The sequence below is a fragment of the Stenotrophomonas muris genome (genome assembly GCF_052751275.1).
Window position 1 is genome coordinate 1,596,723 of sequence record NZ_CP199879.1, and the last position, 15,869, is coordinate 1,612,591.

Here is a 15,869-nt window from a genome sequence, read left to right on the forward strand (position 1 = left end):
CCAACGCAACAGACAGATACCAAGGGGAACCCGCACCGTGCAGACCACCGACCACCCGAGTTCTCCGACCGCCACCCCGCCGTCTTCGCCCCGTGACCACAGCATGAAAATCAAACGATTCGTCGCCGCCGACATGCGCTCGGCCATGAACCTGGTGCGCAAGGAACATGGTCCTGACGCCGTGATCCTGTCCAACCGCCGGATCGAGGAAGGCATCGAGATCGTCGCCGCCGCCAACTACGACGAGAGCGCCGTGCAGCGTGCACTGGAAGCCTCGCGCCGTGACGTCGCACCGCCGCCGGCACCCAAGCCGCGCACCGCCGCCGACGCGGTGATCGCCGCCGTCACCCGCCGCCGCAGCAGCACCCCGGCGCCGGAACCGGTCGCGGCCACCACCTCGGCAGTGGCCGCCCTCGCCCGCGCCGCCGTCGGTGCCACCGGCCGCACCCTGGACAGCGCCGACGAGATCGTGCCGACCCGGGGCAGCACCGGCTTCGCCGCCACCCTGGCCCGCGCCGCCGTCAACGAACCGGCACCGCCGGACCAGATCTTCGCCCCGTTCGCCGAGGCCATCGTTGCACCGGCCGCCACCGTGCCGGCCAACCGCGCGCGCTTCCAGATCGACCCGCCGCACGAGGCGCATCACGAAAGCGTGGCCCCGGCCGTGCTGCCGCCGCCGCTGCCGACCGCTGCCGTGATCGACGCGCAGCCCGGGATCGCCGCCAGCGAACCGGCAGCGGTCGAAGCCGCTATCGAGGCCAGCCCGGCCCCCATGCTGGCCCCGGCACCGACGCTGACCGTGGTTGCCCAGGACGACGCCGAGATCCGCCAGCTGCGCCAGGAAGTGGCCGGCATGCGCCAGGTGATCGAGCGCGAGATGAACCGCTTCACCGATGAGCGCCTGCGTGGCAGCCCGGTGCGCGCCACCGCGCTGGACCTGATGGACGAGTACGGTTTCGACGCCGGGCTGGCCCGCGACGTGGCCATGCAGATCCCGCTGGAAACCGAAGCCCATCGTGGCCGCGGCCTGATGCTGGGGCTGATCTCGCGCAAGCTGCCGATCGCCCCGGTCGACCCGCTGGAAGAAGGCGGCGTGATCGCGCTGGTCGGCCCGACCGGCGCCGGCAAGACCACCACCATCGCCAAGCTGGCCTCGCGCTTCGCCGAGAAGCACGCCCCGCGTGACGTCGCCCTGGTCACCACCGACACCACCCGCATCGGCGCCCGTGAACAGCTGTATGGCTACGGCCGCCAGCTCGGCATCGCCGTGCACGAGGCCAACAGCGGCACCGACCTGGACCAGCTGCTGGAACGCTTGAAGGACTACAAGCTGGTGCTGATCGATACCGCCGGCCTGGGCCCGCGCGACCGTGCCCTGGCCGCCCAGCTGCAGTGGCTGCGCGCCGCGCGCCAGGTGCGCACCCTGCTGGTGCTGCCGGCCAACACCAGCTTCGGCGACATGGACGAGGTGGTGCGCCGCTTCGGTGCGGCCAACCTGCAGGGCCTGGTGCTGAGCAAGCTGGACGAGACCGGCCGCTTCGGCAACGCCCTGTCGGTGGCCGTGGACCACGTCCTGCCGATCACCTGGGTGACCGATGGCCAGGACGTCCCGGAGGACCTGCACCGGGCCAGTGCAGCCAATCTTGTACTTCGCCTTGAAGATTTGCGCCGAGCGGCCGATATGCCCTGCAACCCGGAGTTGAACCATGCCGTCGCGTGAGTACGCCAAGCTGACCAAGACCTTCCCGCTGTCGGCCACCCGCAGCGAGCCGCTCGGCCCTGTGCGCACCATCGCGGTGACCGGCGGCAAGGGCGGCGTGGGCAAGACGAATGTGTCCGCCAACCTGGCGGTGGCGCTGGCCGGCATGGGCAAGCGCACGCTGCTGCTGGACGCCGACCTCGGCCTGGCCAACATCGACGTGATCCTGGGCTTGAACCCCACCTTTACGCTGGCCGACCTGGTGGCCGGCCGCTGCTCGCTGGACGACGTCATCGTCGAAGGCCCGAACGGCGTGCTGGTGGTCCCGGCCGCTTCCGGCCGCCGGCACATGGCCGAGCTGGCCCCGGCCGAGCATGTCGGCCTGGTCAACGTGTTCTCCGAACTGGAACGCGAGCTGGACATCATGGTGGTCGATACCGCCGCCGGCATCACCGACGGCGTGCTGACCTTCTGCCAGGCCGCGCAGGACACCGTGGTGGTGGTCTGTGACGAACCAGCCTCGATCACCGACGCCTACGCACTGATCAAGGTGCTGTCGCGCGAGCGCGGCGTGGACCGCATCCAGGTGGTGGCCAACATGGTGCGCGACCCGAACGAGGGCCGTGTGCTGTACGAGAAGCTGACCCGCGTCTGCGAGAAGTTCCTCGCCGATGTCTCGCTGAACTACCTGGGCTGCGTGCCGCAGGATGACTGGCTGCGCCTGTCGGTGCAGCGCCAGCAGCCGGTGGTGAAGGCCTATCCATCCAGCCCGTCGGCGCTGGCGATCACCGAGATCGCACGCCGCACCGCGCGCTGGCAGGCACCGACCGAACCGCGCGGTGGCGTCGAGTTCTTCCTCGAACGCATCCTCAAGCAGCGTGGGGTGGCCGCATGAAAGGCGCCGCCCACCAGTACAGGGAAGTCCAGCGCTCGGCGGCCAACGAGGTCATCGCCCAGCATTCGGACCTGGTGCGACGCATCGCCCACCACCTGGCCGCGCGCCTGCCGGCCAGCGTCGAAGTCGATGATCTGATCCAGGCCGGCATGATGGGCCTGATCGAAGCCTCGCGCAGCTACGACGCCGACCAGGGCGCCTCGTTCGAGACCTATGCCTCGATCCGCATCCGCGGCTCGATGATCGACGAGATCCGCCGTGGCGACTGGGTGCCGCGCTCGGTGCACCGCCGTGCCCGTGATGCCGCCGCCACCATCCGCCGCCTGGAACAGAGCACGGGCCGTGCCGCCAGCGCCACCGAAGTGGCCGCCGCGATGGAGATGCCGCTGCCCGAATACCTGCGCCTGATGGAAGACGCCGCACGTGGCCAGGTGCTGAGCCTGGAGTCGCGCATCGAAGACCAGGGCGAACTGGATACTGTCGCCCAGGGCGGCCCGACTCCACAACAGGTGCTGGAGCGCGGCGAGTTCGGCCGTGAGCTGGGCAAGGCCATCGGCCACCTGCCCGAGCGCGAACAGCTGGTGCTCTCGCTGTACTACGAGCAGGAGCTGAACCTGAAGGAGATCGGCGCGGTGCTCGGCGTGAGCGAGTCGCGGGTCTGCCAGATCCATGGCCAGGCCGTGCTGCGCCTGCGCGGCCGCCTGAAGATTTTCGAGGCCGTCGACGCCGGCCTGGAAGAATGAACATCCCCGAGGCGACTGCCCCCGGCCGCCCGGAATGAACAACAAAGGAACTCTGCTTTGAACAAGAACATGCGCATCCTCATCGTCGACGACTTCTCGACCATGCGTCGAATCGTCAAGAACCTGCTGGGCGATCTGGGCTTCACCAACACCGCCGAAGCCGAGGACGGGCATGCCGCGCTGTCGCTGCTGCAGAGCCAGCCCTTCGATTTCGTCGTCACCGACTGGAACATGCCGGTGATGACCGGCATCGAACTGCTCAAGGCGATCCGTGCCGACGCCAAGCTGAAGACCCTGCCGGTGCTGATGGTCACCGCCGAAGCCAAGCGCGAGCAGATCATCGAAGCGGCCCAGAACGGCGTGAACGGCTACATCATCAAGCCGTTCACCGCGCAGACGCTGGAAGAGAAGCTGGGCAAGATCTTCGAACGCCTGGCGGCCAGCGCCTGATGGATACCACGGTCGACAAGAACGCCCTCGCCCTGCGCCTGCAGGAAGCCCTGGATGCCCTGGAGTCCGGTGACGAAGCCGCCTGGCGGCAACGCATCGACGGACTGGTCGCGCTGCGCACGCAGCCGATGATGAGTGGCCTCTCGCGGCTGGCCCGCGAGCTGGGGCAGGCCCTGGGCGAACTGCCGACCGTGCCCAGCGAGGCCGGCGAACTGGACGATGCGTGCGCACGTCTGGACCACGTGGTGGCGATGACCGAACAGGCTACCCACCGCACCCTGGACCTGGCCGAGGAATGCCGCAGCCTGACCGAGCAGCTGCGCGCCGAAGGCCTGCAGCCAGGCCAGGACGTGCAGCTCGAGCGCATCCGCCACAACCTGACCGAGATCGCCCTGACCCAGAGCTACCAGGACCTGACCGGGCAGATCATCCGTCGCGTGGTCGGCATCGTCCGCCGCGTGCATGAAGGCTTCGGCGCGCTCGGCCTGCCGCCGGAACAGCATCGCACCGACCCGGAACTGGCCGGGCCGGCACTGAAGGGACTGGACCGCCACGCGGTCTCGCAGAACGACGCCGACGACCTGTTGTCGGATCTGGGGCTGTAAGCATGAGCGCGGTATCCGACGACATCACTGCCGATTTCATCATCGAGGCACAGGAAATCCTGGATCGCCTCGGCGAACAGCTGGTGTCGCTGGAGCAGGCACCGCAGGACACCGAACAGCTCAACGCGGTGTTCCGGGGCTACCACACGCTCAAGGGCGGCGCGGGTTTCCTCGGTGTCACCGCCATGGTCGAGCTGTGCCACGCCGCTGAAGAGGCGCTGGGCGCTGCACGTGCCGGCCAGGCCGTGCTGCAGGCCCATCACTTCGACGCCGCCCAGCAATCGCTGGACTACCTGCAGTCGATGCTCGATGCCGTGTCTTCCGGCACCGAGCCGGGCTATGCACCGCCGGACCTGATCGCCCAGTTCGACGTGCATGGCGGTGCAGCAGCGCCTGCCGCCGCTGCCGCCGCACCGGCGGCCGGTGCCGGCGACCTGATCACCGACGACGAGTTCGAGGCGCTGCTCGACCAGCTGCACGGTGGCAACGCACCGACTGCGGTGGCGCCGGCAAAGAAGGCCGACGACGGCCAGATCAGCGAAGATGAGTTCGAAGCCCTGCTCGACCAGCTGCACGGTGGCGCCGCACCCGGCGCCAGGCCCGCGGCTGCGGTGGCGCCGGCACCGATCGCCGCCCCGCGCCCGGCCACCGCACCGGCACCGGTGGCCAAGCCGGCCGCCAAGCCGCTGGCCGAAGCCGAACACACCGTGCGCGTGGACACCAAGCGCCTGGATGCGATCGTCAACCTGATCGGCGAACTGGTGCTGTCGCGCAACCGGCTCAAGACCCTGCGTGCGCGCCTGCGCGACGAGGAGCTGGACCGCGCCGTGTCCACCCTGGACATCGCCACCGCGCGCCTGCAGTCGGCGGTGATGCGCACCCGCATGCAGCCGGTGGGCAAGGTATTCTCGCGCTTCCCCAAGGTCGCCCGCGACGTCGCCCGCTCGCTGAAGAAGGAAGTGGACCTGGAGCTGATCGGCGCCGAGACCGAGCTCGACCGCAACCTGGTCGAAGCGCTGGCCGACCCGCTGGTGCATCTGGTCCGCAACGCCATCGACCATGGCGTGGAAATGCCCGACCTGCGCGAAGCGCAGGGCAAGCCGCGGATGGGCCATGTGCGGCTGTCGGCGCAGCAGGAAGGTGACTACGTCAGCATCGAGGTGCAGGACGATGGCGCCGGCATCGATCCGGAAAAGCTGCGCGCGAAGGCACGCGAGAAGGGCCTGATCGATCCGGAAGCCGCCGCCCGCCTGAGCAGCGAGGAGTGCCTGCACCTGGTGTTCCTGCCCGGCTTCTCGACCAAGCAGCAGGTCACGGATATTTCCGGACGCGGCGTCGGCATGGACGTGGTGCAGTCGCGCATCCGCGAACTCAGCGGGCAGATCCAGATCCAGTCGGAGCTGGGCCGCGGCAGCCGCTTCCTGATCCGCGTGCCGCTGACCCTGGCGATCCTGCCGACCCTGCTGGTGCAGGCCGGCGAGGACGTCTATGCGCTGCCGCTGGCGCGCGTGATGGAGGTACTGCACGCGCCGCGCACCTCGCTGGGCTGGTTCGATGGCCGTGCCGTGCTCGACCGCCGTTCGCACACGCTGCCGCTGGTCGATCTGCGGCAGTGGCTGGATGTGACCCCGGCCGCATCGACCCTGCTGACCATCGTGGTGCTGCAGGCCGGCGAAGCGCGCTTCGGCCTGGTCGTGGACCAGGTCCGTGGGCGCGAGGAAGTGGTCATCAAGCCACTGCCGAAGGCCCTGCGCGGCCTGCGCGGTTACGCCGGTGCAACCTTGATCGGCGATGGTCGCATGGCGCTGATCCTGGATGTGGATGGCCTGCGCAGCCCGCACGACTGACCCGCTTGCTGAACCCGTAAAACCGTGAAGTCGCACCAGTAGCCCGTACCGGTGTCTCAAGTCCCATTCATACAAGCCGATACCGGATCCATGGATAGACTCAGCCTCATTGGACTCTTTCTCGCCCTGGCCTCGCTGGTCGGTGGCAGCATCCTCAAGGGCGCCGGCCTGGCGTCGTTGTGGTCGCCTGCGGCGTTCGTGATCGTCATCGTCGGCACCGTTGCCGCGATCCTGCTGCACACCTCGCCGGCGGTGTTCAAGCATGCGTTCAAGATCGTGCGCTGGGTCGTGCGCCCGCCGCACAGCGATCGCCGCGAACTGATCCAGCAGATCGTCGAGTGGAGCAACATCGCCCGCCGCCAGGGCCTGCTCGGCCTGGAATCGCAGGTGGAGGCGCAGCAGGACCCGTTCCTGCGCAAGGGCCTGCAGTTGCTGGTGGACGGTGTCGAGCCCGAATCGATGCGGCACATGCTGGAAATCGAACTGGGCAGCCAGGAACACCAGGACCAGGCCGGCGCCAAGGTGTTCGAAGCGATGGGCATCTACGCACCGACGCTCGGCATCATCGGCGCCGTGCTGGGCCTGATCGCGGTGATGAAGAACCTGGCCGACCCGAGCAAGCTCGGCCACGGCATCGCTGCGGCGTTCACCGCCACGATCTACGGCATCGCCTCGGCCAACCTGCTGTTCCTGCCGATCGCCGCCAAGCTCAAGAGCGTGATCTCGCACAACACGCGCGACCGCGAAATGGTCATCGAAGGCCTGATCTCGATCGCCCAGGGCGAGAACCCGCGCAACATCGAAACCAACCTCTCCGGCTTCCTGCACTGACATGGCCCGCCGCAAGCACCACGAAGAGCACGCCAACCACGAGGCATGGGCGATCCCCTATGCCGACCTGATGACGCTGCTGCTCGCCTTCTTCGTGGTCATGTACGCGATCTCGTCGGTGAACGAGGGCAAGTACCGGATCATGGCCGACGCGCTCACCGATGCCTTCGGTGGCGCGCCGCGCACGATCAATCCGGTGCAGGTGGGCAACAAGCAGGTGCAGGGTGGCGGCTGGGACAGCCCGTCGGTGATCAAGTCCGGCACCAAGATCGGACCATCCGCGCCGGCGCCCTCGCACGACCCGACGCTGCTGCCGTCGATGGCCTCGCAGATGCGCATGCCGGTGTCGGTGCACAACCAGGAGCAGATCGCCCGTGCCGAGCGCCAGCTCAACACGATTGCCGACCGCCTCACCGCCGCCCTGGCGCCGCTGATCGACCGCGGCATGATCAGCGTGCGCCGCACGGAACTGTGGATCGAGGTCGAGATCAACAGCGACATCCTGTTCCCCACCGGCTCGGCCGCACTGGACGTACATGCACGGCAGACCCTGGCCAGCCTGGCCGAGGTGCTGCGCGACGTGCCCAACAGCGTGCGCGTGGAAGGCCACACCGACAACGTGCCGATCGCTACCGCCACCTTCCCGTCGAACTGGGAGCTGTCGGCCGGACGCGCCGCCAGCGTGGTGCATCTGTTCGCCGACCAGGGCGTGCAGCCGTCGCGGCTGGCGATGGTCGGCTATGGCCAGTTCCGCCCGCGCGAAGAGAACGACAGCGCACAGGGCCGCAACCGCAACCGCCGGGTGATGGTCATCATCCTGGCCGACACCTCGCATTCGGTGGACCCGCTCGGCCAGCGCCTGAACGCAGCCACCGGCGCCACCGGCAGCACCGTCACCGAACAGGCCGCCGCAACGCCGGCCAGCGCCCCCACCTCCCCCATCGCACCGGTGACGTTGCCACCGGTGCCGGCTGGCAGCCGCGTCGGCGCCGCCGTTCCCCCGGCAATGAAGGAGTAATCCGATGCGCATCTGGGCAGTCGCCAACCAGAAGGGCGGAGTCGGCAAGACCACCACCACCCTCGCCCTCGGCCGCGGCCTGGCCGCGCTCGGCCATCGCGTGCTGCTGATCGACCTCGATCCGCATGCTTCGCTCAGCCGCGCCTTCGGCGTGCCGGTGGACCCGCCGCCGGCCGGCGTGCTGGAGCTGTTCGGCGCACCGCCGGCGGACCTGTCCGGCCTGTGCCATGCCAGCAACATCCAGGGCCTGGACTACGTCTGCGCGCAGTCCGCGCTGGCCACGCTTGAACGCCGTAGCGCCAACCAACCCGGCCTCGGCCTGGCCCTGCAGAACGCGCTGGCGCGCCACCAGGGCCAGCACGATTACATCCTGCTGGACTGCGCACCGACGCTCGGCCTGCTGATGATCAACGCACTGGCTGCCGCCGATCGCCTGATCATTCCGACCCAGGCCGAGCCGCTGGCGCTGCACGGCCTGGATGGCATGGTCCGCACCGGCGAGATGGTCGAGCGTTCGCGCCGCCGGCCGCTGCCGATCTCGATCCTGCCAACCCTGTTCGACCGCCGCACCCGCGCCGGCAACGAATCGCTGCGCACCATGCAGGACCGCCATGGCAGCCGCGTCTGGGAAGACGCGATTCCGATCGACACCCGCATCAGCAACGCCGCCGGGCTGACCCTGCCGAGCGTCGGCGAAGATTACCCGGGGCGTGGCCTGGCTGCCTACCGGCGCGCCTTGAACTGGATCCTCGGCGAGGATGCCCGCGCCCTGGAGCAGGCCGCATGAACAGCACCGGCATCCTCGACGACTACCTGGACGAACTGCTGGGCGAGGCGATCGCCCCGGCCGCCGCTCCCCTCCCCGCGCCGATCAGCACCGCCCCGGCCACGGCCACCGAAGCCGCCGCCGAACGCGAACCCACCTGGGATGACCTGCCGGCCGAGGTGATCTACGAAACCGAAACCGAGAGCGTTGCCGCTGCCCCTGCCGTGGACAATGCCGCACTGGAAGCCGCTTTCGATGCCGCGTCCGCGCCCGTCAGCGTGATCGATGCCGAACGCGAACCCACGTGGGACGACCTGCCCGCTGAAGTGGTCAACGAAACGGATGCCGTCGTCGCGGCCCCGGCCGAGGATGAGGCTGCACTGGAGGCCGCCTTCGAGGCCGCCGCCGCGCCGGCCAGCGCCGGGTCCACCGAACGCGAGCCGACCTGGGATGACCTGCCCGACGAGGTCATCCACGAAACCGCGCCGGCACCCGCTGCGGCCGCTGCGAACACCGGCCCGGAACCCACCTGGGACGATCTGCCGGACGAAGTGATCTACGAGACCGACCCGGCGGACAGCCATCGTCTCGCCCACACCGACAGCCCCGGCCTGCAGGCCGCCTTCGAGGCAGCCGCTGGTGGCGAAGACGTGCCTGCGCCGGCGCCCGCCGTGGTCGCAGCGCCGGTGGCACCCCCGGCGGCACGCCCTGCACCGGCCCCGGCCGCACGCGCCGCCACGCCGCCGCCGCGCGTCGCCGTCGATGCACCCGCAGGCAACCGCCCCGGCACCTGGCAGGAGCTGCAGGCGCAGGCCCACCAACCGGCCCGCAGCCCGCATCCGCAGAACCGTCGCGCCGGTGAACGCACCTCGCGCTGGCTGCGCCTGCGCTGCGGCACCCAGGCCTATGCGCTGGAACTGCTGAAGGTCCAGGAGGTCGTGCTGCCGGTGCCGCTGCTGCCGTTGCGCGGCACCGCTGCCGCCATGCTGGGCATCATGAACCTGCGCGGCCAGGTGGTCCCGGTGATGGACCTGGGCCTGCACCTGGGCGCGGCTGCCGCCGAGGACGACGCCCAGACCCGCATCGTGGTGCTGGAAGAAGACGGCGAGACCATCGGCCTGCGCGTGTCGGCAGTGGAAGATGTCGCCAACCTCACCGATTCGCAGATCGAACCTCCCGATACCGCACGCATCTGCCAGATTTCCAACGACCTGTTCCGCGGCGTGGCCCGGGTCAGCCAGCGCCCGATGATCCTGCTCGACGCCACACGGCTGTTGAGCTGAACCCCAAAAAGGGGACGGAGGGGATTAAGTCGCAAGTGGCTCAGCGCTTGGCGCCGAAGCGGTGCCTGTCGGGGACGCAAGGAGTCGATCCGTTGGATCAACACCTTACATCCCCACTGCGCGGTCGACGTTGCCGAGGGGCTGCGGCAGAGCCAGGTCGCTTGCGACTTAATCCCCTCCGTCCCCTTTTCAACAGCGACCGCATCGACGCACCGCGTCGATTCTTCTAAAGAACCCCACCGGGGTGCCGTTATGGATCACGGAACCGTTTGTCCGGAGCAACGATGAGCACTGTCGAACTGGGTGGGGATCTCGGCATCGAGAGCACTACCGAGCTCAAGAACCGCCTTGCCCCCCTGGTGGAGCAGGCAGGCGAGCTGACCCTGGATGCCAGCCAGGTCGCCCGCATCCACACGGCCGCCGTGCAGGTGCTGTGTGCGTTCGTGCAGGCCCGCCGCGAGGCAGGCCTGGGCACCGGCTTCCACGGTTGCACTGCAACCTTCCGTGACGCCGCGCGCCTGCTGGGCGTCACCCAGGCCCTCGGCCTGGACGTAACCCATGACAACCTGAAATCTGTGGAGAACGCTGCATGAGCGCACGTATCTTGGTGGTGGACGATTCGGCGTCGATGCGCCAGATGGTGTCCTTCGCCCTCACCTCGGCCGGTTTTGCCGTCGAAGAAGCTGAAGACGGCGCGGTCGCGCTCGGTCGCGCCAAGGGCCAGCGCTTCAATGCGGTGGTTACCGACGTCAACATGCCGAACATGGATGGCATCGCGCTGATCCGCGAACTGCGCCAGCTGCCGGACTACAAGTTCACCCCGCTGCTGATGCTGACCACCGAATCTGCCGCCGACAAGAAGTCCGAAGGCAAGGCCGCTGGCGCCACGGGTTGGCTGGTCAAGCCGTTCAATCCCGAACAGCTGGTCGCCACCGTGCAGAAAGTGCTGGGCTGATCGCCCGGCACCGCTCCCCCTCTTCGCTTCCGGACCACCACTGCCATGAGCATGGACCTGCAACGCTTCCACGCCACCTTCTTCGAGGAGAGCCGCGAAGGCCTCGACGCGATGGAGGCTGGCCTGCTGGCCCTGGAATCGGGGCAGCAGGACGCGGAGATCATCAATTCGGTGTTCCGCGCTGCCCATTCGATCAAGGGCGGCGCCGGCACCTTCGGCTTCGACGCGATCGCCGGCCTGACCCACGTGCTGGAAACGCTGCTCGATGAGCTGCGCGCCGGCAAACGGGCACTGGAAGGCCACGCCGTCGACGCCATGCTGTCTTCGGTGGACGTGCTGCGCGCCCTGCTGCGCGAAGCCGAACATGGCCAGGCTGCCGATCCGGCTGCCGTCGCTGCGGTGAAGGCACGCCTGGAAGCGGTTCTGTCCGGCCAGGCCGCAGCGAGCGCCCCGGCGGCCGCCGCAGCCAAGGTGGACGATACGCCGGAAGCCTGGCAGATCGGCTTCACCCCGGCGCCGTCGCTGTTCATGAGCGGCAACGACCCGCTGCGCATCATCCGCGAACTGGAACACCTCGGTTCGCTGCAGGTCGCCGCGCGCATGGACCGCCTGCCGGGCTTCGCGCAGCTCGATCCGCTCGAAGCCCACTTGGCGTGGGACTTGGGTCTGGTCGGCAAGGTGCCGCGCAGCAAGATCGAAGACACCTTCGCGTGGGTACTGGACGACTGCGAGCTGGACATCCGTCCGGCCGCACCGCCGAGCCTGGCCACTCAGGCGCCGGCCGCGGCTGCTCCCGCTCCGGCGGCAGCGTCGCCGTCGGCACCCGCCGCGCCTGCCGCCAGCGGTGGCGCCAGCCAGGAAGCGGAAACCTCCATCCGCGTCAGCGTCGACAAGGTCGACGCGCTGATCAACCTGGTCGGCGAACTGGTCATCACCCAGGCCATGCTCAAGCAGGTCTCGCATGCGCTGGACCCGGTTCACGCCGAGAGCCTGTTCGCTGGCCTGGACCAGCTTGAACGCAACACCCGCGACCTGCAGGAAGCGGTGATCGGCGTGCGCATGCTGCCGGTCGATGCGGTGTTCCGTCGCTTCCCGCGCCTGGTCCGCGACCTGTCCAGCCGCCTCGGCAAGCAGGTGCGGCTGCGCACCGTCGGCGAAGGTACCGAGCTGGACAAGGGCTTGATCGAGAAGATCGCCGATCCGCTGGTGCACCTGGTGCGCAACTCGATCGACCACGGCCTGGAAATGCCCGACGTGCGCCGCGGTGCAGGCAAGGACGAAACCGGCACGATCACCCTGGCGGCCTCGCACCAGGGCGGCCACATTGTCATCGAAGTCAGCGACGACGGTCGCGGCCTGGACCGCGCCAAGATCCTGGCCAAGGCCACCGAGCGCGGCCTGGCGGTGCCGGACAACCCGACCGATTCGCAGGTCTGGGACCTGATCTTCCAGCCCGGCTTCTCCACGGCCGATGCAGTCACTGACCTGTCCGGTCGTGGCGTCGGCATGGACGTGGTCCGCCGCAACATCCAGGCGTTGGGGGGCGAGGTGCAGATTGAAAGCAGCCTCGGCGCTGGCACCCGCACGCTGATCCGCCTGCCGCTCACCCTGGCCATCCTCGATGGCATGACCGTGGCGGTAGCCGGTGAGACCCTGATCCTGCCGTTGGCCTATGTGCTTGAGGCGTTGCAGCCGCAAGCCGAGGACATCCGCAGCATGGCCGGCGAAGGCCGCGTGCTGCGCGTGCGCGGTGAATACCTGCCGATCCTGTCGCTGAGCGAGTACTACGGCTACGGCAACCGTGCACCCGGCAGCGAATCGCTGGTGGTGGTGGTCGAAGGCGATGGCCAGAAGATCGCCCTGGAAGTGGACGAACTGGTCGGCCAGCAGCAGGTGGTGGTGAAGAACATCGAGAACAACTACCGCCGCATCGGCGGGGTGTCCGGTGCGACCATTCTCGGCGACGGCCGCGTCGCATTGATCGTCGACATCGGCGGGTTGGTGCGCTCGCTGCGGGTACCGCAGGCCGCCTGATCTACACAGCAAGCGTGCACTGAACCGCCGCCCCTCGGGGCGGCGGTTTTTGTTTGCGCGCTCCCCGGCGGTGGGGTCAGATCCCTTTCCTGCGGAAAGGGATCTGACCCCACCTCTTCCGTGAACTCCGTCGGCGCCGTGCTTTCGCATGCAACTACGCCATGCAAGCGAACGCCCCGCCGTTGCAGCACTTCCGCGCCGTCATCCCTACGCCACCGAATGTGACATGCGTCCATAAAGTCCATCCGGACTGCGCCGCTATTTCGCTTTGACGGCCGTCACCGAACCCCACCGGGCACCACCGTTCGCTCTGCAACCACCCCCAAACCGGCGCACAGACGCCGGCACTCTGCCCACCTGGAGCACCCTGCATGAAGTGGTTCCAAGATCTGCCCATCGCCCGCAAGCTGGCCGTGGGGTTCACCCTTACCACCCTGATGACCCTGGTCCTCGGCGCGTTCGCCCTGCTGCGACTGAGCGAAGCCAACGCGCAGCTGCGCGAGATGGCCGGCAACGATATCCCCTCGGTCCAGCACCTGGGCGAGGCGCGCTCGCAGCTCGGTGAGTTCCGCACCTACGAACTGGCCCAGCTGAGCATGCTCGACCAGCCGGAGAAGGTCGCCGACTACAACAAGCGCATGGACGACACCGCCAAGGCCGTACATGACGAACTGGCGGCGTACGCGGCGCTGCCGGCGCTGGACAAGGAGCGCGAACTGTATCGCGCCGCCAGCATCCAGCTGGATCGCTACTTCGCCGCCAACAAGGCGATGCGCGACGCCGTGGCCGCCGGTGATGGCGCGCAGGCCCAGCAGATCTCCGATGAGCAGTCACGCCCGGCGCGCCGCGACCTGTTCGCTGCGATGAAGGCACTGGGCACCCACATCGCCGGGCAGATGGACGGCAAGATCGCCGACGCCAACGCCACCCATCGCACCAGCATGATCGCCATCATCGGCTGCATCGTGCTGCTGTCGCTGGTGGCCGCCGCGCTGGCCATCGTCATCTCGCGTGCAGTGACCGGCCCGCTGGGCAAGGCCGTGCATGCCATCCAGGCGGTTGCCCGCGGCGACCTCAGCGTCAGCACCCAGGCCACCAGCAAGGACGAAGCCGGCAGGATGCTGGCCGCCACGACCGAGATGACCGCAATGCTCCGCCGCTTCAGCGAGCAGACCCAGCTGATGGCACAGATGCACGCGGGACCGGACATCAGCCATCGCATTCCGGAAGATTTCCCGGGTGTCTATGGCCAGCTGGCCGGCGGCATCAATACGGTGATCTTCGAGCACCTGGATGCGATCCGCGATGCCATCGACGTGCTCAACCAGTACGCCATCGGCAATCTCACCCCGGATGCACGCCGCCTGCCCGGCAGCCGCGCGATCCTGCACGAATCGATGGACGCGGCCAAGGCCAGCCTGCTGGCGATCAATTCGCAGATCCAGCAGCTGGCCGCGGCGGCCGCTGCCGGTGACTTCAGCCAGCGCGGCGACGCACAGCGTTTCCAGCATGACTTCAAGCTGATGATCGAGCATCTCAACACCATGATGCAGGTGGCCGACGGCAACCTCGGCCAGCTCTCGCAGCTGCTGCAGTCGATCGCCGCCGGCGACCTGACCGCGCGCATGGAAGGCCAGTTCAATGGCGTGTTCGCGCGCATGCGGGATGATGCCAACACCACCGTTGCACAGCTGACCCAGATCGTCGGCCAGATCCAGGCCAGCGCCTCCAGCATCACCCTGGCCGCCGGCGAGATCGCCTCCGGCAACAGCGACCTGTCGCGCCGCACCGAGCAGCAGGCCGCCAACCTGGAAGAAACCGCCGCCTCGATGGAGGAACTGACCTCCACCGTGCGCCAGAACGCCGAGCACGCACGCCAGGCCAACCAGCTCGCCATCGGCGCGCACGGTGTCGCCTCGCAGGGCGGTGACGTGGTCGGCCAGGTGGTCACCACCATGTCGGCCATCGAAGCCTCGTCGAAGAAGATCGCCGAGATCATCTCGGTCATCGACGGCATTGCCTTCCAGACCAACATCCTGGCGCTGAATGCCGCAGTGGAAGCCGCGCGTGCCGGCGAACAGGGCCGCGGCTTCGCCGTGGTCGCCAGCGAAGTGCGCACCCTTGCCCAGCGCTCGGCCGCCGCCGCCAAGGAGATCAAGGGCCTGATCGACGACTCGGTCGGCAAGGTTGCCGAAGGCTCCAGCCTGGTCCACCAGGCCGGCAGCACCATGGGCGAGATCGTCGCCTCGGTGCAGCGCGTGACCGACATCATGGCCGAGATCTCCGCGGCCTCGCAGGAACAGTCGGCGGGCATCGAGCAGGTCAACCAGACCGTGGTGCAGATGGACGAAACCACCCAGCAGAATGCTGCGCTGGTGGAAGAAGCCACTGCTGCGGCACGCGCGATGGAAGACCAGGCCGTGCAGCTGGGTGAAGCCGTGGCCCGCTTCCGGCTGGCATCGCAGGGCACGATGGCCATCCCGGCACGCCCGCTGGCCGCACCGGTACCGCGACAGGTCGCAGCCGCCGCGCCTGCGGCAAAGCCGGCCCCGGCACGTGCGCTGCGCACGGCAACGGCCCAGCCGGCGCTGGCCACGGACGGCGACTGGCAGGAATTCTGACAGAAGCACGGGGTCAGATCCCTTTCCTGCGGGAAAGGGATCTGACCCCTTACACGTGGAAAGTGATGCAAATCCCACTTCATAATCCGGTGCAGGAGCCGATATCCCCATCGAGCCTCGCG

The 15,869-nt window shown here is 68.5% G+C and carries 14 protein-coding genes; all 14 read left to right on the forward strand.

The features are described 5' to 3' along the window. Positions 1-103: 103 nt before the first annotated feature. The 14 genes from flhF to ACUVWL_RS07325 all read left to right on the forward strand — a co-directional run bounded on the left by flhF (position 104) and on the right by ACUVWL_RS07325 (position 15,747). The gene (flhF, locus tag ACUVWL_RS07260) at positions 104-1,720 is read left to right on the forward strand and encodes a flagellar biosynthesis protein FlhF (protein ID WP_445978980.1); all 1,617 of its coding nucleotides are present in this window, start codon (positions 104-106) and stop codon (positions 1,718-1,720) included. Beyond that, positions 1,707-2,594: a MinD/ParA family ATP-binding protein gene (locus tag ACUVWL_RS07265; RefSeq protein WP_005416424.1), complete on the forward strand. Its 888-nt coding sequence runs from the start codon at positions 1,707-1,709 to the stop codon at positions 2,592-2,594. The genes flhF and ACUVWL_RS07265 overlap by 14 nt, the downstream gene beginning before the upstream one ends. Then, the gene (locus ACUVWL_RS07270) at positions 2,591-3,337 is read left to right on the forward strand and encodes an RNA polymerase sigma factor FliA (RefSeq protein ID WP_014647032.1); all 747 of its coding nucleotides are present in this window, start codon (positions 2,591-2,593) and stop codon (positions 3,335-3,337) included. Before ACUVWL_RS07265 ends, ACUVWL_RS07270 begins: the two co-directional genes overlap by 4 nt. 57 nt (positions 3,338-3,394) lie before the next feature. Continuing rightward, on the forward strand, positions 3,395-3,787 hold the full coding sequence (cheY, locus tag ACUVWL_RS07275; protein WP_005413247.1) for a chemotaxis response regulator CheY: 393 nt from the start codon (positions 3,395-3,397) through the stop codon (positions 3,785-3,787). Next, the gene (locus ACUVWL_RS07280; RefSeq protein WP_049441909.1) at positions 3,787-4,392 is read left to right on the forward strand and encodes a protein phosphatase CheZ; all 606 of its coding nucleotides are present in this window, start codon (positions 3,787-3,789) and stop codon (positions 4,390-4,392) included. The genes cheY and ACUVWL_RS07280 overlap by 1 nt, the downstream gene beginning before the upstream one ends. Positions 4,393-4,394: 2 nt before the next feature. Then, positions 4,395-6,239: a chemotaxis protein CheA gene (locus ACUVWL_RS07285; RefSeq protein ID WP_126412095.1), complete on the forward strand. Its 1,845-nt coding sequence runs from the start codon at positions 4,395-4,397 to the stop codon at positions 6,237-6,239. Positions 6,240-6,329: 90 nt separating this feature from the next. Then, a complete protein-coding gene (locus tag ACUVWL_RS07290; RefSeq protein WP_005409527.1) occupies positions 6,330-7,070 on the forward strand; it encodes a flagellar motor protein in 741 nt (246 codons plus the stop codon). A gap of 1 nt (position 7,071) precedes the next feature. Continuing rightward, positions 7,072-8,088, forward strand: a complete 1,017-nt coding sequence (gene motD / locus ACUVWL_RS07295) for a flagellar motor protein MotD (protein WP_014647029.1) — start codon at positions 7,072-7,074, stop codon at positions 8,086-8,088. A 4-nt stretch (positions 8,089-8,092) separates the two neighbouring features. Continuing rightward, entirely contained in the window at positions 8,093-8,875 is a 783-nt protein-coding gene (locus ACUVWL_RS07300; protein WP_014647028.1) for a ParA family protein, read from the forward strand. Continuing rightward, complete coding sequence (locus ACUVWL_RS07305; RefSeq protein ID WP_262093629.1) at positions 8,872-10,137, forward strand: chemotaxis protein CheW; 1,266 nt, start codon at positions 8,872-8,874, stop codon at positions 10,135-10,137. Before ACUVWL_RS07300 ends, ACUVWL_RS07305 begins: the two co-directional genes overlap by 4 nt. A gap of 284 nt (positions 10,138-10,421) precedes the next feature. Then, entirely contained in the window at positions 10,422-10,730 is a 309-nt protein-coding gene (locus ACUVWL_RS07310; RefSeq protein WP_014647026.1) for an STAS domain-containing protein, read from the forward strand. Next, positions 10,727-11,092: a response regulator gene (locus ACUVWL_RS07315; RefSeq protein ID WP_005409521.1), complete on the forward strand. Its 366-nt coding sequence runs from the start codon at positions 10,727-10,729 to the stop codon at positions 11,090-11,092. Before ACUVWL_RS07310 ends, ACUVWL_RS07315 begins: the two co-directional genes overlap by 4 nt. A 45-nt stretch (positions 11,093-11,137) precedes the next feature. Next, entirely contained in the window at positions 11,138-13,126 is a 1,989-nt protein-coding gene (locus tag ACUVWL_RS07320; RefSeq protein ID WP_445978981.1) for a chemotaxis protein CheA, read from the forward strand. A gap of 371 nt (positions 13,127-13,497) precedes the next feature. Further along, positions 13,498-15,747: a methyl-accepting chemotaxis protein gene (locus ACUVWL_RS07325; RefSeq protein WP_445978982.1), complete on the forward strand. Its 2,250-nt coding sequence runs from the start codon at positions 13,498-13,500 to the stop codon at positions 15,745-15,747. The last annotated feature ends 122 nt before the right edge of the window (positions 15,748-15,869 follow it).

What these genes read in the sequence shown, in the direction of transcription:
- flhF (WP_445978980.1), top strand. Translation starts at nt 104, where the DNA reads ATGAAAATCAAACGATTCGTCGCCGCCGACATGCGCTCGGCCATGAAC.
- ACUVWL_RS07265 (WP_005416424.1), top strand. Translation starts at nt 1,707, where the DNA reads ATGCCGTCGCGTGAGTACGCCAAGCTGACCAAGACCTTCCCGCTGTCG.
- ACUVWL_RS07270 (WP_014647032.1), top strand. Translation starts at nt 2,591, where the DNA reads ATGAAAGGCGCCGCCCACCAGTACAGGGAAGTCCAGCGCTCGGCGGCC.
- ACUVWL_RS07280 (WP_049441909.1), top strand. Translation starts at nt 3,787, where the DNA reads ATGGATACCACGGTCGACAAGAACGCCCTCGCCCTGCGCCTGCAGGAA.
- ACUVWL_RS07285 (WP_126412095.1), top strand. Translation starts at nt 4,395, where the DNA reads ATGAGCGCGGTATCCGACGACATCACTGCCGATTTCATCATCGAGGCA.
- ACUVWL_RS07290 (WP_005409527.1), top strand. Translation starts at nt 6,330, where the DNA reads ATGGATAGACTCAGCCTCATTGGACTCTTTCTCGCCCTGGCCTCGCTG.
- motD (WP_014647029.1), top strand. Translation starts at nt 7,072, where the DNA reads ATGGCCCGCCGCAAGCACCACGAAGAGCACGCCAACCACGAGGCATGG.
- ACUVWL_RS07300 (WP_014647028.1), top strand. Translation starts at nt 8,093, where the DNA reads ATGCGCATCTGGGCAGTCGCCAACCAGAAGGGCGGAGTCGGCAAGACC.
- ACUVWL_RS07305 (WP_262093629.1), top strand. Translation starts at nt 8,872, where the DNA reads ATGAACAGCACCGGCATCCTCGACGACTACCTGGACGAACTGCTGGGC.
- ACUVWL_RS07310 (WP_014647026.1), top strand. Translation starts at nt 10,422, where the DNA reads ATGAGCACTGTCGAACTGGGTGGGGATCTCGGCATCGAGAGCACTACC.
- ACUVWL_RS07315 (WP_005409521.1), top strand. Translation starts at nt 10,727, where the DNA reads ATGAGCGCACGTATCTTGGTGGTGGACGATTCGGCGTCGATGCGCCAG.
- ACUVWL_RS07320 (WP_445978981.1), top strand. Translation starts at nt 11,138, where the DNA reads ATGAGCATGGACCTGCAACGCTTCCACGCCACCTTCTTCGAGGAGAGC.
- ACUVWL_RS07325 (WP_445978982.1), top strand. Translation starts at nt 13,498, where the DNA reads ATGAAGTGGTTCCAAGATCTGCCCATCGCCCGCAAGCTGGCCGTGGGG.